Consider the following 19,653-nt stretch of genomic DNA (forward strand, 5'->3'; position numbering starts at 1 on the left):
AAAGCGGTCGTTCAAAGTCGAATGTAAGTGGCGTCGGTGTTGCGCTTGGCCCGTCGAACAGAAGATAGATCACTCGCGAGGCTTCCGCTGCCATGTACGAGTTTGCCGAGCCTCACTCTCGCCAACGGAGAAGCGAAACTCAACTTCATTGATCCACCCTTGGGCTCGGTCCAGATCTTCGATTCGGGAAATTTCAGGTAGCGGGCTTTGCGCTGGGTTTGTGAAGTCATAGAAGACCAACTCATAAGGACAAGCCCAATAGCAACCCTCAACAGCGATCGTGTCTCCGGTAGGTGAGGGATACGCGGTAGCCCAGCAGAAGCCCTGTCCCTTGTACGCCTCCGGCGGGAAGGTCGTTGCGTTGACTTCCGCGTCTAGATCGATGACGTTGTAGCCTTGATAGTCCTCGCCGCAGAGCAGGTACTCCTTGTCTTTGCGTTGCACCCAGGCAAACCAAAAGACACCGTAATTCCTTTTTACATCAGCTACTACCGCCGACGTTGCGTTGCGGAGCACAAGCCCACGCGTGTAGTTCCAGGAATTCTGGCCCGTGGTGTACTCCGTGATTTGCAACGAGTACCGACCGGATGGTGACTGATGAACCTTGGTATTTTCATCGAGGGCATGCATTGCTGCGAACCGAGCATCGGTCTCAGCGCGCCGCTCTTGGTATTTCAGGTCGGGCATTGGTTTAACGTTGGATTTAAGCTGCGAGTGCTGTGCCAGTGAGAGTCGGCTCGAGCGATGGAGTGGGTTGCATTTTTAAAGGGTAGATATCGAGTTGCATCTCAACTCCTGCACTTGCCAGTCGCATCATGAGTTCTGACGCGAATACCTGAATCAACTTATGTTTACTAGTCACTCTCGACCCGTTGCGGACGGTCACTGGTTAGCGAAGCTGACATTCAATGCTGAAAGTACTTGGAGCCAACAGGCTTCTGCTTGGTCAGTCGGGACTAGGGAAACGGCGCTCATATGCAGCTATGTGCTCAGGAAAGAGAAGTTCGTAGCTGGGATATGAGATGCCGAGGATTGAGATCTCCAGGCCCTCTGGACCTAGCTCCGCAGAGCAGTCAGCGATTTGAACACCGCCGCTGGCTTGGAGAACGTAACCACTGGCCTCCCGAATTGAGAGTCGGAGGTCCTCTAGAAGTGGTCCTCCGGCTGCTGCCACCACGACTGGTTGGATGGCTGCGTAGCCTGGTGCCGGTAGAAACCGCCCAAATGCAACGCCCATAGGCGCGTCGCCTAACTCAAGCTCTGACCATCCTACAAGCGAAGAATCGCTGTATATCTCGAAACGTGGCATAAGAATTACCTGGATTTGCTTGTCACTTTCGACCCATTGCGGTCGGTCGTGGCATTAGAAAAACAGTCGCGCAACATTCGATATAAGCAGCATCCAACAGAAAACTCTGCCAGCTTTTGGATGCCGGTTGATTGAAGGACTAGACGCGATACGTTGGAGATGGTGCAGGCATCTCAAAATAGAAGGGCAGCGACAAGCTGAGATAACTTGGCGGGGTTGGCACATCTACGGTGTCCAAAAGGGCCTGCAGTCGAGCATCCCCCAAGCTCCGCGCGAGGATCTCAATGATGAGCCACTGACCGAAGTCGCTTGCATCCCCGACGACCTTAGACAACTCCTCAAACACGGCGTGCGCTGCCTTCTCTGGATTGGTGGGGGCGATCTTTTCGTACAGCGAAAAATTCATCAGTAGTTCGGCAAATTGATATAGCGAGTTGCCTACACTCGGATGCATGTAGATGGATAGCTCCTCACCTGGCAATTCAGTGGGCATCTCAGCGCCCGCGTGCTCGAGAGAGAAGTGAAAGGCCATTGTGTTGCGAATCGTGTTCGTAAGACTCTTCTTCCCGAAGTGCTGCTTGAGCGAAGCCAACGACTTGCATGCCGATTCGGGCAGGATACCTTCATACCGAGACGATAACGGCGACTTGAGATACCCCTTCTGAACGAGCGCCCAGAATTCGCTCAACTTTCCGAAGAGTGTTCGAGCAAGGATCATTGCCTGTGCGAGTTCGGCTTGGACAACCCAAGTTGGGCCAGACGAGATGTGAGAGGAAATCGCTACGAGCTTGTTGAGAACGGTGATCTCGTTGATGGCGAATGCTAATGCAATTAGCAGTGGGCGCTCATCGTCTGGGATTGTTCGAAGATCACTAATACTAAATCGAATGCGATGTAGCTTCATGGCTTCTAACTTCAAATTTGACCGGTGCGATACCGCGGGGCATTTTTGGTCAACGACATGTTAGATATCGCTTCAATCACGTCTTTGACGTTGAATCGCCGCAGTCTTGCTAGTCACCCTCTACCTATTGCAGCAGTTGGGCCGCTGGAAAATCGGACGCTGGCTGTTCGACATGAACAGCCTAATACGGAACGTAGCGCTTGCGTGACACGTTAGCTCACAGAGTGTCAGTCCTCATTCGCGGCGATTGAGAGTACGCGCCCAACGCTGCCGCGACGCAAGGAAACATCGAAGGACTCGGCTAGGCATTCGAACGTGGTGTCATGAAACGAGAGTATGAAATGCTTGTACCGTGAAAAGCGCTCAGGTCGATGGTATGGATGAATTTGGTTCATTTTTTCAAGCGAGCGCAGCCAAGACGAATGAACTACCTCAAACGCGGCGTAGGGAGAAAGCCCACGTGAAGCTAAGGGATGAGAGGAGAAGGCTTCGTCATTGGGTGGACCAAACATGTGAGCGTAGACCATCGAGAACTTGACCACTGCACACAGATCATCGGAATCACCTACAGAAGGAGAAAGAGCCGTCGCACAAGCCCATTCAGAGGTGAGGCGATCTTCTTCTAAGTAGAACGCGATGCGCAGCGAGTGCTCATCGGCTATGAGCATTGGACAAGGTGCGCCAATCGAGGACTGAGGCAGAGATGAGAGCTCGCGTGGATGGTCCTCACCGGATACGACATACATGAGATTTGCCTTTACATTGAGTTCAATGTCTCAACGAACCCACCATAAAGCCCTAAGAGTACCGGTTCGGAAATCCCATTCACGGCAAGGCCAAACATTTTGAGGTCTTCGTCGTAAACAACCTTGTAGCCTTCCCCGGATTTGGGGCCTTCTTCGAAGACAAGCCACAGCTCTTCCGGGGTATTGTTCTGGTGGCTGTTCAGGAATCGTTGCTTTTTCGGATCGAGTAGACATTCCACTAAAGGGCGACCAGACCAAACGAACATGGAGCCCGCGTTTTTTAGGTCTTCCTCAATGAGGCGAATGATTTCCTGAGAAGTCATTTGGTGATGCGTAGGTGTTGTAGATCGCAAGAGTCGATTTTATGGACGCTTATCGCCTTGAACCATCCTCCGAACGAGGTATCAAATGACCGCTGTTGTTCGGTCAGATAGACGTCCGCTTCTGGCCGTTTTCAGCCAACCGTACGCGCAACCGGACCTCGTTCCACGGGAAAGCACCCCAACCCCACCAACGTCGCCTCTATCGCCACCTCCAGCGCCGTATGCGGTTCCTTCCCCAGCGTGCGCATCAGAAGCTGGTTGTCCATCCGCACTTCGGTGGACCACAGATAACGCATCTCCATCAGCTCACGCAGCGTCGCCACGAAGGGCGAGGCCAGTCGCAGCAGCCACCAGGGGAAAGCTTTCAGCTTGGGTAGATGACCACCCCGACGCGCCACCACACGCTGGATGGCGCGTCCGAATTCACGGCCATCGGCATCCCAATACCCGGCCATGTGGAAGCGCGCAAAGGCGGGCAGTTCATGGCGCCGCTGCAACAGGGCCAACATGGTGGCGGCCACGTCGGGCAGGTAGGCGTACTGATGTCCAACGCCCCAGGCTGACGGCAGCTGCACGGCGGCGACGGCTTGCCCCGGCTTCACCATGCCCTGGGCCAGCCAGTTGTTACCGGCCTTGGGGCCGAAGAAGTCCCCCGCTCGCACGATGATGACGCGCATCTCGCCGCTAGCTGAGGCATCGGCCAAGCGCTGCTCCAGCGCGACGCGGATGGCGCCCTTGCGGGTGGTCGGGTTTTGCGGAGCATCTTCGCGGATGGGCTGCGCGAACACATCCGGGCCGTAGTTGTAGACCGTGCCGGGCAGCACAACCGTTGCACCTTGGGCGCGCGCCGCCTTGATCGTGTTGTCGATCATGGGCAACACCCATTCGGCCCAGCGCCGGTAGCCGGGCGGGTTGACCGCGTGGACGATGACCGAGCAGCCCTGCGCGGCCCGCATCACATCGGCCTCGTTCAGCGCGTCTCCGCCCAGCCACTCGATGCCCGCCGCGTCGACTGATTCTTTCGCGCCGCGCTTCATGGCTCGTACTTGCCAACCCGCCGCGCGCAGTTGCCGCGCTACCTCACCGCCGATACCACCCGTGGCGCCGAGCACGAGTGCTGTATTCGTGATGCCAGTCGTATTGATGTCCTGCATGTCCGTTTTCCAAGAAAAGTTGCGATGGCGCCGATTCTTGGGCTGGGCCGACAAAAAGGAAATTGCCTAAATGTGCAGAGCTGCCATACATTTCCGCATGACCAACACCATAGGCTGGGAGCTGTATCGGACTTTTCTGGCGGTGCTGCAGGAGGGTTCACAGTCGGGCGCCGCCCGCGCGCTGGGCCTGGCGCAGCCGACCGTGGGCCGCCACATTTCGGCGCTGGAGGAGTCGCTGGGTGTGGCGCTCTTCACGCGTTCGCAGACCGGGCTGCTGCCCACGGACCTGGCCTTGACCCTGCGCGAGGACCTGGAAGCCATGCACAGCACGGCCGCCGCGCTCGAACGCAACGCGCGCGGCCTGGGCGCAGGCATCCGGGGCGCCGTGCGTGTGTCGGCCAGCGAGGTAGTGGGCGTCGAGGTGCTGCCACCTATTCTGGTGGCCCTGCGCGAACAGCATCCGCGGCTAGAGATTGAGCTGGTGTTGAGCAACAAGGTGCAAGACCTCGTGCGGCGCGAAGCAGACATCGCGGTCCGCATGACCTCGCCGCAGCAGGACGTGCTGTTGGCCACGCGCGTGGGCGAGGTGCCCGTTGGCTTGTACGCGCACCGCAGCTACATCACCGCGCACGGCCAGCCCCAGCAGATGGCCGATCTGGCGCAGCACGCCTTGATCGGCTTCGACCAGGAGACGCCGTTCATCCGCGCCGCGAGCGAGCGACAGCCGCTCTGGAAACGCGAGAACTTCGCCTGGCGCTGCGACAGCGACCTGGCCCAGCGGGCGCTGCTGCGAGCGGGGGCAGGCATTGGTGCCTGCCAGGTTGAATTGGCGCGGCGCGAACCGGAGCTGGTGCGCGTGCTGGCCGATGAATTTGTTTTTCCGCTGACGACTTGGGTCGTCATGCACGAAGGCCTGCGCAGCAACCCGCGCTTTCGCGCCGTCTTTGACGCGCTGGTGGAAGGCTTACGGCGCTACACCCAAGGCCAGGGTTAAGTCGCCACTCCTGAGCCGCGATTTCCGAGAAGCCCTAGGCTGTCGGCATGCGCTCGAAGGCCTTCAACGAAGGATCGACGGCATCCCAGACCAGCCCCCGCACGCGGTAGGTGAGCGCCTGCGGCGCGAACCGCTCCGGCTCGTCCAGGCTGGCCGCGGGGACGGCGATCAGATCCGGCATCGCGGCAAAGCGCAGGAAGACCGGCGTGCCGCAGACCGGACAGAAGGCGTGGCGCTTCACGTTGCCGCTGTCGCCCGCGACCTCCCACTGCGTGGCCTCGCCCGTGATAGTCATCTCGGCCTGCGCGGCAAAAGTCAGCCAGGAGCCATGCCCGGTGCCGCTGCGCCGCTGGCAATCACGGCATTGGCAGTGGTTCTGGAAGACGGGCACGTGCGGGGTGGTGTAGCGGATCGCGCCGCAGGCGCAGCCGCCGCTGTAGTCCAGACTCACGAACAGGCCCCGCTCGTGGCCCCCTTGGCCTTGGCAAATACGTCGATGCCTTGTCCGGTCTCCAGCAGGGACTTCAGGCTGGACAGGACGATAGGCCAGCCCTGCGTCACGCCCTTGGCCATGCCACTGCCAGCCTCGAGTTCGTCGTGGCTAACCGTGAGCCGCACCATGCCCTCGTATTCCGCCAGGTCGAAGGTCACGCGGCTGTAGGCCTCCGGGTCGTCGGCGCGCGAGGGACTGGCCCAGGTGATGACCAGGCGCTTGGGTGGCGTCACTTCGACCACTTTGCCCAACACCTGGACCGCGCGCTGTGCGTCGTCGCGCACATGCTGCCATTCGGCGCCTGGCTTCCAGTCGGAGACGTTTTCATGACCCCAGTAGCGCCGCGCGATCTCGGGTTTCATGATGGCTTCGAACACCTTGTCCGGTGTCGAGCGGATGTAGGTCACGTAGACGAAGCTGGTCTTTTCCTTGCCCATGTCACTCTCCTTCGAGTTCCTTCTTCAGGTCGTGCAGCAGGCTGAGCCGCTGACGTTCGAATTTGCGCACCCACCGCTCGTAGACCTCGTGCAGCGGCACCGGGTTGATGAAGTGCCGCTTCTCGCGTCCGCGCCAGACGGTGCTGACCAGATTGGCGTCCTCGAGCAGCCCCAGGTGTTGCGTCACCGATTGCCGCGCCATGTCCAGGTGCTCGCAGAGCTGGCCCAGTGTCTGCCCGTTCTGCTCGCAGAGCAGATCGAGCAACCTTCTGCGTGTCGGGTCGCCCAGCGCCTTGAAAACCTTGTCAGCGTCCATTCGTGGTGTGTGTGCGCGCTCATTATATGCAGGTAAATGCCTGCATGTCAAACCGCTACCTGTCGCCCCACGCGGTACTGCGCCGGTGACAGGCCGGTGACGCGCTTGAAGGCGTGGCTGAAGGCGCTTTCGGAGGCATAACCCAGGTCCGCGCACCAGGCGCCGAAGGGGCGCGGGTCGCGCCGCAGGGCACGCCGTGCGAGCTGCATGCGCCACTGCGTCAGGTAAGCCAGTGGCGAGACGCCGGCCAGCGCCTTGAAGCGCACGGCAAAACCGGTGCGCGACATGGCTGCAGCACTGGCCAGTTCTTCCAGCTGCCAATCCCGGCCCGGCTCCGCGTGCATGCGGCGCAGGGCCGGTTGCAAGCGTTCGTCGGTCATGGCGCGCAACCAGCTCGGCGGCACCTGATCGCCATGCGCGAGGTGGATGCGCAGGGCCTGGAGAAACAATATCTGCGCCAGCTGTTCCGTCATCAGGACATGGCCACTCTGCGCAGCCCCGCGTTCATGCACCAGCCGCTCCACCAGCCAGCGCAGCACGGGTGTCTCGGGCGCGTCGCCGCGCAGATGGATCAACGGCGGCAGCACCTCGGCCAGCGGCAGGCCGCGCTCGGCGTCGAGCTGCACATGGCCGCCGAGCTGCTGGAATTCCGAGCCGTCACCCAGCGTCACAACCGGGCTGCGACTGGCCCCCGCTTCGTAGGCCTCGCGGAACAGCACCCGCACGTCCTGCTCGGGTGCGGCCAGGTCGCTGGCGAGCAGAAAGCTGCGGTCCCAGTGCAGCACCACCACGTCACCCGGGCCCAGGGCCAAGGGTTCACCGCCTTCCAGTTGCAGCCAGGCCCGGCCGCGCAGGATGGCGAAAAACTTCAGCCCTTCGGGCCGGGGCATGCGCAGGGACCAGGCGCCGCTGGCGCGCAACTCGCCCGACACCACCGTCTGGAGTTCCGCCACGCGGATCAAGTCGGACAGCGGGTCCACGCCGATTTCTGAACTTTCAATCATGATTCGCGGCTTCCGAAGCATTCAAAGTTCGACCACTTTAGCCCAAACTGCCATCCTCCGCCGAGCCTGGCGCCTGCCGAAACACCAGGCACGACCGCCAGCCCCGCGGCCTCCACTGCTTCAAGGAATTCCAGAATGAGTGCTTACACACTGCCAGTCCAGCAGCCGCTGGGCTCCGGTTTCCACGCCACCTCCACGGCAAATGAGGTGATGCGTGGCATTTCCCTCGCCGGCCGCACCGCCATCGTGACCGGCGCTTACTCCGGCCTGGGACGGGAAACGGCACGCGCCCTGGTCGCGGCCGGTGCGCGGGTTATCGCTCCCGCACGCGACGTGCCACGTGCCGAGGCGGAACTGGCTGAGATCCCCGGTGTCGAGGTCTGGCCCATGGACCTGCTGGACCCAGCCTCCATCGACCGCTTTGCCGCCCGCTTTCTGGCCGAAGGACAAGCGCTCGATCTGCTGATCCTCAACGCGGGCATCATGGCCCTGCCCGAGCGGCAGCTCGACGCCCGCGGACTCGAGCTGCAGTTCGCGACCAACCACGTCGGCCACTTCCAGTTGACCGGGCGGCTTTGGCCAGCCCTGGCGGCAGCGGGCAAAACCACGGGCGCCCGCGTGGTCGTGGTGTCCTCGCGCGGGCACCGCTTCTCGCCCGTGGTCTTCGACGATCTTCACTTCGAGCACCGTCCCTACGAACGCTGGGCCGCCTACGGCCAGTCCAAGACGGCCAATGTGCTGTTCGCACTGGAGTTGGACCATCGCGGCCAGGCACAGGGCCTGCGGGCCTTCTCGGTTCACCCGGGCGGCATCGTGGACACCAACCTCGCCAAGCACCTGAGCCAGGACGAGTTGCGCGCCGTCGGCGCCATCGACGAACAGGGCCGCCCCGTGGTCGACGCGGCCAAGGGCTTCAAGAACGTGGCCCAAGGCGCCGCCACGCAGCTCTGGTGCGCCACCAGCCCCCGGCTCGCGGGCCTGGGCGGCCTGTACTGCGAGGACGGCGACGTGGCGCCGCTGGTCGGCGCATCGACCGGCAGCGACTGGCACCAGGTTGCCGCACGCAGCCAGGCCGGTGTGTTCGCGCACGCCGTGGACCCGGCAGCCGCCCAGCAACTCTGGACCCTCAGCACAACGCTCACCGGCGTGACTTACCCATGAACGACTTGTCCATGAACTCCCCTCGAACCACGCCCACCAGCGGTCGTACCCGGTTTGCCAGCGGACTGGCGCCCCTATTGGCCTTGACCTGCATGGCCTGCGGCGAAACGCCGCAGAAGACGGGCCACAGCAGCTCGCCGCAATGGAAGCACGGCCGCTTCGAAAACACCCAGCCCATCGCGCCGACCGGCCTCTGGAAAGGGTTGAAGCTGGGTTGGGCCTTCATCTTCGACAAGCCCCAAGGCTCGGCCCCGACCGATGCCATTCCCGTGCAGGCGCTGACGCGCGACGCCCTGCTGCTGGCGCCGGACGGCAGCCTCTACCGTCTGGGACATTCGACGCTGCTGCTGAAACTGCGCGGCCGGTTCTGGCTGACCGACCCGGTGTTCGCGCAACGTGCCTTCCCCGTGCAGTGGATGGGCCCCGCACGCTTCCACGCCCCGCCCATCGCACTCGACGCGCTGCCGCCCATCGAAGGCGTGCTGCTGTCACACGACCATTACGACCACCTGGACCACGGCAGCATCCTGGCACTGGCGGACAAGGCCCAACACTTCGTCGCGCCGCTGGGCGTGGGCGACCGCCTGATCGCCTGGGGCGTGGATCCGGCCAAGGTGTGGCAGCTGGATTGGTGGGACAGCGTCGAGATCGACGGCCTGCGTTTTGTCGCGACGCCCGCACGGCATTTCTCCGGGCGGGGACTGAGCGATGCGAACAGCACGCTGTGGTCGTCCTGGGTGGTGATTGACGGCGGGCAGCGCCTGTTCTTCAGCGGCGATGGCGGTTACTTCGATGGCTTCAAGGCCATTGGCGAACGCTACGGCCCCTTCGACGTGACCCTGCTCGAATGCGGCGCTTACGACGAGCGCTGGGCCGAAGTCCACATGCAGCCGGAAGAGGTGCTGCAGGCCTACAAGGACCTGCGCGGCCGCTGGCTGGTGCCCATCCACAACGGCACCTTCGACCTGGGCCTGCACCCGTGGAAGGAACCGTTCGAACGCTTGAGCGCGCTGGCGCAAGCGGATGGCAACACGCAGCTGGCCTGGCCGGGCGTGGGCGAACGCCTGTCGCTGGCGCGGCCCGGGGAGACGCTGGGAACGGCAGACCAGGCGCCCTGGTGGCGCGACCTACGCTGAGGCGGGCGCCCCAAGCTCCTGCGCAGTCTCGGCGACCAGGGCGCGCAGCCAGCGGTGCGCCGGGTCATGCCGGTAGCGCGCGTGCCAGGCCATTTCCATCGGGAAGGTGCCGAGGTCGACGGGTGAGGGCAAGACCTTGAGTCGGGTGTCACGCGCCAGGTGCTTGCAGATCAGGCGCGGCAAAGTCGCGCAGTAGTCCGTCACAGCGACAACCTCCGGAACAGCCAGGAAGTTGGTGACGGACACCACCACCTCGCGCTTCAGCCCTGTGCGCTGCAAGGCCTGGAACAGGCCCACACGCAGGCGCCCCGGTGGCAGCACGTTGACGTGCTTGAGTTGTTCGTACTGTCGCTTGGTGATCTTGTTCTCGATCTGCGGATGGTCGGCCCGCACGATGCAGGCCAGGCCATCGTCCGTCAGGTGCTGGACGATGAGGTTGTCCGGCGGGTCGGCAATGCGGCCCAGCGCCATCGCGGTCATCCCCGAAACGACCCCGGTCTCCACCAGATCGCTGCCGTAGGGCGTGAAGCGCAGCCGGATGCCAGGCGCGCGCTCGCGCAGCTTGGCCACCAGGGCCGGTACCAGCACGAATTCCACGTAACTGTTCGGGGCGATGGTGATGAGCTGCTGCGCTCGCGTTGGGTCGAACTCCTGCTGCCCGAGGATCACCCCGTCCAGGCTGGCCAGCGCCGCCGTGATGACCGGCGCCAGTTCCTCGGCCTTGGGCGTCGGCTGCATGCCATAACGCTCGCGGATGAACAGGGGGTCGCGCAGCATCTCGCGCAGGCGATTCAGCGCGTTCGAGAGCGAGGGCTGCGTGATGCCCAGCCTTTCCGCGGCGCGGGTCACGCTGCGCTCTTCCATCAACACGGTGAAAACCGGCAGCAGGTTCAGGTCGTACTTCACCCAGTCATTATGTTGAATGAATATCTGGAATTCAACTAATAAATTGGATCAATAGCTCATTCCTCTCCATCATTGACCCCAGCGAAAGGTTTCCGGGTCACTCCGGGATTGCTGCAGCCCCTTCGCCCCACCTCTGACCCTGTTGCATCGAACCTTTCACTGGAGAACCCCATGATCACGTTTTACGCCTACGGCGCCCCGAACCCTCACAAGGTGTCCATCGCCCTGCTCGAACTCGGCCTGAAGCACGAAATCAACGTCGTCGAGATCTGGAAGGGCGCCGGCCAGACACCCGAGTTCCTGGCCCTCAACCCGAACGGCAAGGTGCCGGTCATCGTCGACCACGACACGGGCCTGACGATCTCTGAATCCAACGCCATCCTGCTCTACCTGGCCGAGAAGACCGGCAAGCTGTTGCCGACCGATCCGAAGCTGCGCCAGCGCGCGCTGGAACTGCTGTTCTTCCAGGCCTCGGGCGTTGGCCCCATGTTCGGCCAGCGCGCCTGGTTCACACTGTTCGCGCAGGAGAAAGTGCCCTACGCCATCATCCGCTACCGCTATGAGGCCGAACGCCTGACCGGTGTCATCGAAAAGCTGCTGCAAGACGGCAAGCCCTGGTTCCTCGGCGACGACTACTCCATCGTCGACATCGCCTTCATGGGCTGGATCTGGACCGCAGTGCAAATGCATTTCCCGATCGATGACTATCCGAAGCTCAAGGCCTGGTTCGACCGCATGCTGACCCGTGACTCGGTGAAGCAAGGCTTGGTCACGCCCAACCCGCTGCCGACCTTCGGCGCACCGGCCACCGCCGACTGATGTTCATCACCCGGGCGCGGCGGACACACCCATGCCGCGCCCAAACGAAAACTGGACTCCCGAAAGGATTTTCATCATGGCACTCCAAGACCTGCTCCCTGGCCGACTCGGCTTCGGCACCGCCCCGCTGGGCAATATGTTCCGCGCCATCCCGGAGGCTGAAGCCCGGGCGACCGTCGACGCCGCCTGGAGCGACGGCATCCGCTACTTCGACAACGCGCCCTTCTATGGTGCCGGCCTCGCGGAATTCCGCATGGGCGAAGCGCTGGCCGGCAAGCCGCGCGACGACTATGTGATCAGCACCAAGGTCGGCCGCCTCGTGCTCGACGAAGTGGAAGATGTGAGCACACGCGATCTGGGCGAGAAAGGCGAGGTCTTCAAGCACGGCCGCCCGAACAAGATCGTCAATGACTACTCCGAAGACGCCACCCTGCGCTCCATCGAGGACAGCCTGAAGCGCCTGCAGACCGATCGCATCGACATCGTCTGGGTCCATGACGTGGCCCAGGACTTTTATGGCGACGAATGGCTGGGTGTGTTCGAAAGCGCGCGCAAGGGCGCCTTCAAGGCACTGGACCGACTGCGCGACGAAGGCGTGATCACAGCCTGGGGCCTGGGCGTGAACCGCGTGGAGCCCATTGAGCTGCTTCTGGACCTGCAGGGCCCGCGCCCGGATGGCTTCCTGCTGGCCGGTCGCTACACCTTGCTGGACCATGAACGCGCCTTGCAACGCGTGATGCCCAAGGTGAGCGAGCGGGGCCTGGGCATCGTGGTGGGCGGCCCCTACAGCTCAGGCGCCTTGGTCGGCGGGCCGAACTTCGAGTACGCGCCTGCCACGCCCGCCATCCTCGACAAGGTGGCGCGCATCAAGGCCCTGGCGGATCGCCATGGCATCAGCATGAAGGCCGCCGGCCTGCAGTTCGCCCTGGCCCATCCAGCCGTGGCGGCCGTCATTCCCGGCGCCAGCCAGCCCGGCCGCATCGCCGAGGACCGTGCCGCACTGAACGAACGGGTACCGACGGATTTCTGGCGCGAGCTGCGCGCGGCGGGTGTGGTGCATCCGACGGCGCCCTTGCCGGGCGGCGCCTGACCGCACACGACAACGCCACGCCAAGACTCCGTGACACGCCCCATCGTCGCCTGGTCCCTGCGCGGTGTGCGCGGGGACAGTAGCGAGATTCAGGTCTTGGGTTCCAATGGCTGGAACATGGTCCGTCGTGTGTTGCGGAAATGGGGCCGCGTGCGGTCGCTCCAGGGTGTGCCCCGGACCGCCAGCCAGGGCGGCGAGCCGAGCGTGCTTTCGCTCACCAGGTCATAACAAGCCAGGGAGCGCGGCCCCCCGTCGTGGTTAGTCCAGCGCTGGGCTCGCACGCATCCGGGCACGCTGGCCAGGCCCGGCATGTGCTCGACGGCGTACCAGCGCTCGATCTCCTCCAGCCAACCCTCGTTCGCATCGGTTTCGACCACGTAATGCGCGTGCGGCACCGCTCCCGTCGACGCACCGGACAGATCCAATTGCTTCTCCAGGCGATGCAATTCGGCCGCGGCCAGCCCGAGCACGGCCAGGCGCGCCTTCCAGGCACGCCAGACCACCTCTTCGAGCGGGAGCCGGCGCGGCAGGTTCAGATAGCCGTACACCAGATCCTGCTGCGGGTGATGCGCAAAGCGCAGCGAGGCCGCCTCCGGATAGGCGGCACGCAGCTTGCCGATCCAGTCCTCACCCAACTCGTGTTGCAATTCCCGCAGGCTGGCGCGCAACAACAGACAATCGACGGACAGGGGTGCGCTTTTCAATGGCCCACCTCCAGCGCCACCAGCAGGCGCGACACCATGTTGTAGGCCGCGATGGTGACCACCAGGTCGAGCAACTGGCGCTCCTCCATCGAGGATGCGAGTTGGTGCATCAGGGCCGGATCGACCTGGATGTCGCGCGTCATCTGATCCGTCAGCCGCAGTGCCGACGACTGCAGGGGACCCAGGCTCTCAATCGCGTTGAGGGACGGCAGGCGCAGCGCTTCGATGAGGGTCTCCGGCACCCCCGCGGCGCGTGCATGCGGCACATGCGCGTCGAACTCATACGGCGCGCCATTGAGCACCGCCACGCGCAGGATCACCAGTTCGCGCAGGTCCGCGGGCAAGGTGCTGCGGTTGCGCACCGCTGACAGCAGTTGCTCCCAGCCCTCGGCCATGGGCGGGCTGTTGAGCAGTACCTGGTAAAGCGGTGAGATGCGGCCGCGCGCCTGCGCGATGCGCGCCTCCAGCGCGGCCAAGTCAGGATTGGACCCGGGTGTGATGGGTGCGATGCGCATGTCGGCGGGTCAATCGGGCTTGATCTGTTTGGCCTTGACCACGCGGGCCCATTTGTCCGTGTCCGCGCGCAGCAGGGCCGCGAGTTCCGCGGGCGAATTCGCGCCGGGCTCGGCGCCCGAGGCTGCCAGCTTGCTGCGCACGGCCTCTTTCTGCAAGGCATTGCGCACCGCGCGATTGACGCGATTGACTTCCGCGGCTGGCGTGCCCTTGCCCGCAAACAGGGCATACCAGTTGTCCGAGTCCACGCCGGCGATGCCCATTTCCTTGAAGGTCTTCACTTCCGGCAGCAAAGGATGGCGGCGCGCGGAGGCAATGCCGATGGCCTTGAGCTTGCCCCCCTTGATGTGGTTGATGAGACCGGGAATGTCACCGAAGAAACCGTCCACGTGACCGGCGATCACATCGGTGATGGCGGGCGCGGCGCCTTTGTAGGGCACGTGCATGAGCTTGATGCCGGCCGCGTCATTCAGCAGTTCCATGGCCAGATGCGGCACGCTGCCCGAGCCGGAAGAGGCCATGGCCAGCGCCTCGGGGCCGCGCTTGCGCGCCGCCTCGACAAATTCGGCGCCTGTGTTGTAGGGCGCGTTGGTGGGCACCACCAGCACCTCCACGTTGTTGACGACCAGGGACACCGGTGTCAGGTCCTTCAGCGGGTCGTAGCTCAGGCGGGGGTACAGAGAGGGATTGATGGCGACGGCGCCGACGCTGGTCAACCAAAGCGTCGCGGCATCCGGCGCGGAACGCGCCACGAACTCAGCCGCGATGGCGCCATTGCCGCCGGGCTTGTTCTCGATGATGACCGGGTGCCCCAGCTCTTGCGTCATGGCCTCACCCAGGGTGCGAGCCACGAAATCCACCGGGCCACCGGGCGGAAAGGCAACGATCAGGCGCGTGACCTTGCCTTGCGCCCGCAGGGGCAGGGCGGCACCGAACAGGGCAGCGCCGGCGCCCAATGAGAAATTGCGGCGGTTCAGGAAATGGTGGTTCATGTCGGTCTCCAAGTGGTGAGGGTGATGGGTGAGTCAGTGAGCGGCGTGATCGGTTTGCTCGGGGTTGGCACCTCAATCGCAGCGCACGGACATGCCGCCGTCCACCACGATCTCGGTGCCCGTGATGAAACGGGCCTCGTCGCTGGCCAGGAAGGCGGCCGCGGTCGCCGTGTCCCGGCCGTCGCCCATGAAGGGCAAAGGGATGCGGGCCTGGCGGGCCTGCAACAGGGCCTGGAGGTCACCGCCCGCGCGCTGGCCGGCCAGGCGCGCCTCCACCATGGGCGTGTGCAACTGGCCAGGCACCACGGTGTTGACGCGGATGCCGCGGCTGGCGTATTCGACCGCCATCACCTTCGACATCTGGATCACCCCGGCCTTGGCGGCGGCGTAGGCTACCTGGGCGGCCCCGGTCCAGCGCAGGCCAGAGGTGGAGGCCACATTGACGATGACTCCCGCGCCCTGCGCCAGCATGGCCGGCAGCACATGCTTGCTGGTCAGGAACACGCTCTTGAGGTTGAAGGCGATCTGTTGGTCCCACACCGCCTCGCTCATCTCCAAGGGACCACCCTTGGCGGAACCACCGACGTTGTTGACCAGGATGTCGATGCGGCCTTCGACTTCCAGCACGCGCCGCACCGCCGCCTCGACCGAGGCCGACTGGGTGACGTCGCATTCACCGCCGATGAAACGCCCGGCACAGGCCGCCACCTTGTCGGCCGTGTCACTGAGCCGCCGCGCGTCCAGGTCCACGCCATGGACGATGGCGCCTTCCTGCGCGAAGCGCACGGCCACGGCACGGCCGTTGCCCCAACCGGGTCCGACGGAACCCGCGCCAGTGACCAGGGCGACCTTGCCTGCGAGACGGCCGGCCACAGGCACGGCGAAGGGGTCGGGAATCGGGTGCGGATGCGTCATGCAGAGAAACCGTAGAAATGCAGCGGGTTGTGGACCAGCACCTGTTCCAGATGGGTCCGGTCCGGCATGACACGCGCCAGCGCGTCCACCAGCGCTCCGTCGTCCGGCACGTGGGTGTGGTTGGGGTGCGGCCAGTCCGTGCCCCACAGGCAGCGCTCGGGAAAACGCGCCACGAGTTCCCGCGCCAGGGCCTCGCCAGCAGCGTAACGACGATCGGATGGCGCCAGCGCATCGATGCGGTCGATGCCGCTGACCTTGACGCGAAACAGCGGGTTCTCCATCAGGCGCAGCAGGGCCTGGAAGTCCGCGTGCCCCGCACCCAGGGTGGCGTCGACGCGCCCCATGTGGTCGATTACCACGGGCACCGCGCTGCGCGCCAGCGGCTGCGCCAGCATGTGGATCAGCGCGCTCTCGAAATGCACCTGCAGGTGCATGCCGACTTCAGCCAGGCGCCGGGTCAAGGCGATGATGGGTTCCACCGGGCTGGCCGCGCCCAGCCGCTGCATGAAGTTGAAGCGCACGCCCCGAAAGCCGGCGGCAGCCAGACGGCGCAACTCCGCATCGGCGACGCCGACATCGACCAGCGCGACACCCAGGTAGCGTCCCTGGCCGGCCGCGATCGCGTCCTCGACCACGCGGTTGTCCTGGCCATGCACCATCGATTGCACGATCACGCAACGCTCGATCCCCAGATGGCGGTGCAGCGCGAACAAGGTCTCGCGCGGGGCGTCCACGGGCGTCATGTGACGCTGCGGCGCATAGGGATAGTCCGAGGCGGGGCCGAACACGTGAACGTGGGCGTCGCAGGCTCCAGCGGGCAGTTGCAAGGCGGGCTTGCTGGGCTGTCGCAGGTAGGTGAGCACAGGCTGAGGCTCGGGGGAGTGGGCTGACATCAGGGGCATTATTGAAACCGGCCAAGGATTCGGGAAGTCAATGGCTTCTATAGCAGCTATGCTCATGTTCTATGGATATGCGTCAGCTTCAGTACTTCGTCCGCGTGGTTGAATCGGGCAGCTTCAGCGCCGCGGCCGCCGCGTTGCACATGACGCAACCATCGCTGAGCCGCCAGGTCGCCCTGCTTGAAGCCGATGTGCGGCAGCGGCTGCTCACGCGCACCGGTCGCGGTGTCATGCCGACGGAGGCGGGGCTAGCCCTGCTGGCGCATGCCCGCCAGATTCTGGAAATCGCCACGCGCGCGCGCGAGGAACTGCGCGAACTCAATGCCAGTCCATCCGGACGCGTGGTGATCGGTCTGCCACCGCGCGTGGCGCTGCGCCTGAGCGCCGAACTCGTGGCGCGCTTTCGCGAGCGCCTGCCGCGCGCGGTGCTGTCGATCTCGGAAGGCTTGAGCCTGCACCTGCGGGAATGGCTGGTGGCCGGACGGCTGGACCTCGCGTTGCTTTTCGATCCTGCGCCCTCGCCCCAGCTCAGCTACCACACGCTGCTGCAGGAGCCTTTGCTGCTGGTGGCGCCTCCGGGCACCGCGCTGCCGGCCCGTGTCGCCCTGTCCGCGTTGCCAGGCTATCCCGTGGTGTTGCCCAGCGCGCCCAATTCCATCCGCAGCCTGGTCGAGGCCCTGCTGCTGCCGCGCGGCATCACGCTGCAGGTACTGGCCGAAGTGGGCGCGGTCCAGACGGTGCTGGCCCTGGTCGAACGCGGCGTGGGCAGCACCCTGCTGCCAGAAAGTGCGCTGAAACTGGGCTCGGGCGTGCCGTTGCCGCATGCCCCCATCGGCCCACCCGGGGTGCGCAACAAGCTGGTGCTGGCCACCCCGCTGGCGGGGCCCAACACCCGCCTGCTCAAGGAAACGCACGCCCTGCTGCTGGAACTGGACCATCGGGCCATGCTCATGGGCGCGTCCCGCTGAGCGACGCGGTGCACCTCACGCGCGAGGCGATCGGCATCACCCCTGCGCGGGCCGGCGCTCAGAGCAGAAGCAACGCAGCGGCAGCCACCCCCGTGGGCAGCAGCGCGCCAAGCAGCAACCCACCGATGCTGATGGCCTCGTGCGTGAAGCCTTTTTTCAGCAAGGCCGCGCCGGCAGGATTGGGGGCGTTGGCGATCACGGTGAGCCCGCCCCCGCCACCGCCCCGGCCACCAGCATGTACTTGGCCTCGTCGGAAATGCCGGCGATCAGCGAGCCGAGGTACGTCAGCGCCGCGTTGTCGGTGATGGCGGTCAGCGCCATCGCGCCCCAGTACAGCTCCAGCGGCGCAAGGCTGCTGACCAAGGGCTGCAGCCACCAGGCCTGCATGCCCCCCAACACGACCAGGCCCGCCAGGAAAAAGCCCACCAGCAATGCCTCGCGCAGCACCAGCGGGCTCTGGTGGCGGGCATAGGCTTGCGTGAAGCCCAGGAACATCAGGAACAAGGCCAGGAACATGACCGGGTGGTGTGCAAGCGCGACGATACCGGCCAGCAAACCGGCATGGACCAGCACAAGCGCCCAAGGCACGTGGCGCTCCCGCCCACCCGCACCGGCCACGTCCAGCGCCACGAGGTGCGGCCGCAGCACCCAGGTCACCGCCGTGGCGTTGACGAACACGGCCACCGCGGCCTTCCAACCGAATTGGGTGAACATGAAGGTGCTGTCCCAGCCCCAGGCCTGGGCGACCATGAGCACGGGCGGGGCCGCGTACGACGTCAAGGTTCCACCGATGGAAATGTTCACGAACAAAACGCCCAACGCGAAGTACTTGGGCAGCGTTGGCACGGCCGGGCGGAACACCTGGGGGGCGAGCATGAGCGCGGCGATCGTCATCGCGGCGGGCTCCGTGACCAGCGAGCCCAGCAGGGGCACGGCGGCGAAACCCAGCCAGACCGAGGCCACGGGGGAGGACACCGGCGCGCGCAACGCGAGCATGCGAATAAAGCCTGCCACGGTCTGCATGATGGGCTTGGACGCCGCGACCACCATGACCGCGACGACAAACAAAGGCTCGGTGTAGTTGCGGCTGTCGGCGTAGGCCAGCGCTGCCCCCGCGTCCACCATCAAGGCCATCGTCACCACGAGGACGATGGCCCAGAAGCCAAACACCACCTCGACCTCGCCCAGCAGGTGGAGGAGGCCCGCATGGCGGGGAAAACGGTGGGAGAGGCGCTCGAACTGCTTGGCGAGAAAGGTGTGCAGCAGAGCCAGGGTAAAGAGGGAGGCGGCAACGGCCTCGATGGGCGTGGGTGTCATGGCAACAGGTCGTGAACAAGCCGCGCGGCGGCCCGGCCTGCGCTGTACCTGCCATGCCCGTCTGGCATGGCACCCGGGGGTATTTTACCTTGCGTGCTCGGCCGCGACCGGGCGGGTCTCACCCGTGTCGATCAGCGTGCGAGTGGCATGCACCGAGGCATAGATCCAGAGGATCTTCATGGGTTCGGTGTCCGACCTATTGCGGAAGCGATGCGGCACATTGGGCGGAATGAAGGTCGTGTCCAGCGGCTGCAGCTCGTGCACCTCGCCATCGATGTCCAGGTAGGCGTGACCGCTGAGCAGCATCACGCTTTCCTCGCAGTTATGACTGTGGAAGGGAATGGCGGTACCAGGCGCGAACTCGGTGATGCCGTTGATGAAGGTGGTGGCACCAATCGACGGCAGCACCAGCGGTGTGGTCCGCGCGCCACCTCCGCGGTCGTGGCTCTTGAGCTGATCGGGGCGCAGCACGGCGTGCTTGAGGGCGGTGGCGGTCATCGTGGTGTCTCCTTCGGGCGACGGCCCGGACTTTGGATCGCTCAGGGCAAGAGTC

The 19,653-nt window shown here is 64.4% G+C and carries 22 protein-coding genes and 1 pseudogene; 6 read left to right on the forward strand and 17 right to left on the reverse strand.

Translation table 11 applies throughout. The annotated features are described in order from the left end of the window. Positions 1–69 precede the first annotated feature (69 nt). From DW355_RS02210 to DW355_RS02235, 5 genes are all read right to left on the reverse strand, one after another. Positions 70–687 (reverse strand): hypothetical protein, encoded by a 618-nt coding sequence (locus tag DW355_RS02210; RefSeq protein ID WP_131277679.1) that lies wholly within the window; start codon positions 685–687, stop codon positions 70–72. Between the two features lie 761 nt (positions 688–1,448). Then, complete coding sequence (locus DW355_RS02220) at positions 1,449–2,213, reverse strand: hypothetical protein (protein WP_131277683.1); 765 nt, start codon at positions 2,211–2,213, stop codon at positions 1,449–1,451. Between the two features lie 227 nt (positions 2,214–2,440). After that, positions 2,441–2,959, reverse strand: coding sequence for a hypothetical protein (locus DW355_RS02225; protein WP_165493107.1), 519 nt, complete (start codon positions 2,957–2,959; stop codon positions 2,441–2,443). 11 nt (positions 2,960–2,970) lie between these two features. After that, complete coding sequence (locus DW355_RS02230) at positions 2,971–3,282, reverse strand: hypothetical protein (protein WP_006296817.1); 312 nt, start codon at positions 3,280–3,282, stop codon at positions 2,971–2,973. A gap of 131 nt (positions 3,283–3,413) precedes the next feature. Continuing rightward, on the reverse strand, positions 3,414–4,436 hold the full coding sequence (locus DW355_RS02235; RefSeq protein WP_131277685.1) for an NAD-dependent epimerase/dehydratase family protein: 1,023 nt from the start codon (positions 4,434–4,436) through the stop codon (positions 3,414–3,416). 97 nt (positions 4,437–4,533) lie between these two features. Here DW355_RS02235 and DW355_RS02240 point away from each other — a divergent pair, with 97 nt between their 5' ends. Further along, positions 4,534–5,430 carry a LysR family transcriptional regulator gene (locus tag DW355_RS02240; protein WP_131277686.1) on the forward strand — a complete coding sequence of 299 codons (897 nt, stop codon included), beginning with the start codon at positions 4,534–4,536 and terminating at the stop codon, positions 5,428–5,430. Between the two features lie 34 nt (positions 5,431–5,464). Here DW355_RS02240 and DW355_RS02245 read toward each other — a convergent pair whose 3' ends face one another. From DW355_RS02245 to DW355_RS02260, 4 genes are read right to left on the reverse strand one after another with little or no spacing between them, the layout of a single operon-like run. After that, positions 5,465–5,881, reverse strand: coding sequence for a GFA family protein (locus tag DW355_RS02245; RefSeq protein WP_131277689.1), 417 nt, complete (start codon positions 5,879–5,881; stop codon positions 5,465–5,467). Next, on the reverse strand, positions 5,878–6,360 hold the full coding sequence (locus tag DW355_RS02250) for an SRPBCC family protein (protein WP_131277691.1): 483 nt from the start codon (positions 6,358–6,360) through the stop codon (positions 5,878–5,880). Before DW355_RS02250 ends, DW355_RS02245 begins: the two co-directional genes overlap by 4 nt. Before the next feature lies 1 nt (position 6,361). Next, positions 6,362–6,676: an ArsR/SmtB family transcription factor gene (locus DW355_RS02255; protein ID WP_131277693.1), complete on the reverse strand. Its 315-nt coding sequence runs from the start codon at positions 6,674–6,676 to the stop codon at positions 6,362–6,364. Positions 6,677–6,723: 47 nt separating this feature from the next. Then, a complete protein-coding gene (locus tag DW355_RS02260; protein WP_131277695.1) occupies positions 6,724–7,680 on the reverse strand; it encodes an AraC family transcriptional regulator in 957 nt (318 codons plus the stop codon). A gap of 135 nt (positions 7,681–7,815) precedes the next feature. On the opposite strand from DW355_RS02260, the gene DW355_RS02265 reads away from it, so the two are divergent. Together DW355_RS02265 and DW355_RS02270 are read left to right on the forward strand one after the other, a co-directional pair. Continuing rightward, the gene (locus DW355_RS02265; RefSeq protein WP_131277697.1) at positions 7,816–8,841 is read left to right on the forward strand and encodes an SDR family NAD(P)-dependent oxidoreductase; all 1,026 of its coding nucleotides are present in this window, start codon (positions 7,816–7,818) and stop codon (positions 8,839–8,841) included. A 92-nt stretch (positions 8,842–8,933) separates the two neighbouring features. Next, the gene (locus DW355_RS02270; RefSeq protein ID WP_131282195.1) at positions 8,934–9,977 is read left to right on the forward strand and encodes an MBL fold metallo-hydrolase; all 1,044 of its coding nucleotides are present in this window, start codon (positions 8,934–8,936) and stop codon (positions 9,975–9,977) included. Here DW355_RS02270 and DW355_RS02275 read toward each other — a convergent pair. Next, complete coding sequence (locus DW355_RS02275; protein ID WP_131277699.1) at positions 9,969–10,883, reverse strand: LysR substrate-binding domain-containing protein; 915 nt, start codon at positions 10,881–10,883, stop codon at positions 9,969–9,971. The genes DW355_RS02270 and DW355_RS02275 overlap by 9 nt on opposite strands. Before the next feature lie 171 nt (positions 10,884–11,054). Between DW355_RS02275 and DW355_RS02280 the strand changes: the two genes are divergently transcribed. Continuing rightward, complete coding sequence (locus tag DW355_RS02280; protein WP_131277701.1) at positions 11,055–11,702, forward strand: glutathione S-transferase family protein; 648 nt, start codon at positions 11,055–11,057, stop codon at positions 11,700–11,702. A 76-nt stretch (positions 11,703–11,778) separates the two neighbouring features. Continuing rightward, positions 11,779–12,792 (forward strand): aldo/keto reductase, encoded by a 1,014-nt coding sequence (locus tag DW355_RS02285; protein ID WP_131277703.1) that lies wholly within the window; start codon positions 11,779–11,781, stop codon positions 12,790–12,792. An 89-nt stretch (positions 12,793–12,881) separates the two neighbouring features. Here DW355_RS02285 and DW355_RS02290 read toward each other — a convergent pair whose 3' ends face one another. From DW355_RS02290 to DW355_RS02310, 5 genes are all read right to left on the reverse strand, one after another. Further along, complete coding sequence (locus tag DW355_RS02290; protein ID WP_131277705.1) at positions 12,882–13,496, reverse strand: hypothetical protein; 615 nt, start codon at positions 13,494–13,496, stop codon at positions 12,882–12,884. Further along, positions 13,493–14,011 (reverse strand): carboxymuconolactone decarboxylase family protein, encoded by a 519-nt coding sequence (locus DW355_RS02295; RefSeq protein WP_131277707.1) that lies wholly within the window; start codon positions 14,009–14,011, stop codon positions 13,493–13,495. The genes DW355_RS02290 and DW355_RS02295 overlap by 4 nt, the downstream gene beginning before the upstream one ends. 9 nt (positions 14,012–14,020) lie before the next feature. Next, positions 14,021–15,001 (reverse strand): Bug family tripartite tricarboxylate transporter substrate binding protein, encoded by a 981-nt coding sequence (locus tag DW355_RS02300; protein ID WP_131277709.1) that lies wholly within the window; start codon positions 14,999–15,001, stop codon positions 14,021–14,023. Positions 15,002–15,073: 72 nt separating this feature from the next. After that, a complete protein-coding gene (locus tag DW355_RS02305; RefSeq protein WP_207388067.1) occupies positions 15,074–15,916 on the reverse strand; it encodes an SDR family NAD(P)-dependent oxidoreductase in 843 nt (280 codons plus the stop codon). Continuing rightward, the gene (locus DW355_RS02310) at positions 15,913–16,809 is read right to left on the reverse strand and encodes an amidohydrolase family protein (RefSeq protein ID WP_131277711.1); all 897 of its coding nucleotides are present in this window, start codon (positions 16,807–16,809) and stop codon (positions 15,913–15,915) included. The genes DW355_RS02305 and DW355_RS02310 overlap by 4 nt, the downstream gene beginning before the upstream one ends. Before the next feature lie 71 nt (positions 16,810–16,880). Here DW355_RS02310 and DW355_RS02315 point away from each other — a divergent pair, with 71 nt between their 5' ends. Further along, positions 16,881–17,783, forward strand: coding sequence for a LysR substrate-binding domain-containing protein (locus tag DW355_RS02315; RefSeq protein WP_131277713.1), 903 nt, complete (start codon positions 16,881–16,883; stop codon positions 17,781–17,783). Positions 17,784–17,841: 58 nt separating this feature from the next. Here DW355_RS02315 and DW355_RS02320 read toward each other — a convergent pair. Both DW355_RS02320 and DW355_RS02325 read right to left on the reverse strand, forming a co-directional pair. Continuing rightward, positions 17,842–19,100 (reverse strand): annotated as a pseudogene (locus tag DW355_RS02320) (putative Na+/H+ antiporter). Positions 19,101–19,184: 84 nt separating this feature from the next. Next, a complete protein-coding gene (locus DW355_RS02325) occupies positions 19,185–19,598 on the reverse strand; it encodes a cupin domain-containing protein (protein ID WP_131277715.1) in 414 nt (137 codons plus the stop codon). Between the last annotated feature and the right edge of the window lie 55 nt (positions 19,599–19,653).

Source organism: Hylemonella gracilis, assembly GCF_004328645.1.
In the GTDB taxonomy this organism is placed as follows: Bacteria; Pseudomonadota; Gammaproteobacteria; order Burkholderiales; family Burkholderiaceae_C; genus Hylemonella; species Hylemonella gracilis_B.

Excerpts from the sequence above, each read along its gene's own strand:
- DW355_RS02210 (WP_131277679.1), bottom strand. The coding sequence starts at position 687 with ATGCCCGACCTGAAATACCAAGAGCGGCGCGCTGAGACCGATGCTCGG.
- DW355_RS02220 (WP_131277683.1), bottom strand. The coding sequence starts at position 2,213 with ATGAAGCTACATCGCATTCGATTTAGTATTAGTGATCTTCGAACAATC.
- DW355_RS02225 (WP_165493107.1), bottom strand. The coding sequence starts at position 2,959 with ATGTATGTCGTATCCGGTGAGGACCATCCACGCGAGCTCTCATCTCTG.
- DW355_RS02230 (WP_006296817.1), bottom strand. The coding sequence starts at position 3,282 with ATGACTTCTCAGGAAATCATTCGCCTCATTGAGGAAGACCTAAAAAAC.
- DW355_RS02235 (WP_131277685.1), bottom strand. The coding sequence starts at position 4,436 with ATGCAGGACATCAATACGACTGGCATCACGAATACAGCACTCGTGCTC.
- DW355_RS02240 (WP_131277686.1), top strand. The coding sequence starts at position 4,534 with ATGACCAACACCATAGGCTGGGAGCTGTATCGGACTTTTCTGGCGGTG.
- DW355_RS02250 (WP_131277691.1), bottom strand. The coding sequence starts at position 6,360 with ATGGGCAAGGAAAAGACCAGCTTCGTCTACGTGACCTACATCCGCTCG.
- DW355_RS02255 (WP_131277693.1), bottom strand. The coding sequence starts at position 6,676 with ATGGACGCTGACAAGGTTTTCAAGGCGCTGGGCGACCCGACACGCAGA.
- DW355_RS02260 (WP_131277695.1), bottom strand. The coding sequence starts at position 7,680 with ATGATTGAAAGTTCAGAAATCGGCGTGGACCCGCTGTCCGACTTGATC.
- DW355_RS02265 (WP_131277697.1), top strand. The coding sequence starts at position 7,816 with ATGAGTGCTTACACACTGCCAGTCCAGCAGCCGCTGGGCTCCGGTTTC.
- DW355_RS02270 (WP_131282195.1), top strand. The coding sequence starts at position 8,934 with ATGGCCTGCGGCGAAACGCCGCAGAAGACGGGCCACAGCAGCTCGCCG.
- DW355_RS02280 (WP_131277701.1), top strand. The coding sequence starts at position 11,055 with ATGATCACGTTTTACGCCTACGGCGCCCCGAACCCTCACAAGGTGTCC.
- DW355_RS02285 (WP_131277703.1), top strand. The coding sequence starts at position 11,779 with ATGGCACTCCAAGACCTGCTCCCTGGCCGACTCGGCTTCGGCACCGCC.
- DW355_RS02295 (WP_131277707.1), bottom strand. The coding sequence starts at position 14,011 with ATGCGCATCGCACCCATCACACCCGGGTCCAATCCTGACTTGGCCGCG.
- DW355_RS02300 (WP_131277709.1), bottom strand. The coding sequence starts at position 15,001 with ATGAACCACCATTTCCTGAACCGCCGCAATTTCTCATTGGGCGCCGGC.
- DW355_RS02305 (WP_207388067.1), bottom strand. The coding sequence starts at position 15,916 with ATGACGCATCCGCACCCGATTCCCGACCCCTTCGCCGTGCCTGTGGCC.
- DW355_RS02310 (WP_131277711.1), bottom strand. The coding sequence starts at position 16,809 with ATGTCAGCCCACTCCCCCGAGCCTCAGCCTGTGCTCACCTACCTGCGA.
- DW355_RS02315 (WP_131277713.1), top strand. The coding sequence starts at position 16,881 with ATGGATATGCGTCAGCTTCAGTACTTCGTCCGCGTGGTTGAATCGGGC.
- DW355_RS02325 (WP_131277715.1), bottom strand. The coding sequence starts at position 19,598 with ATGACCGCCACCGCCCTCAAGCACGCCGTGCTGCGCCCCGATCAGCTC.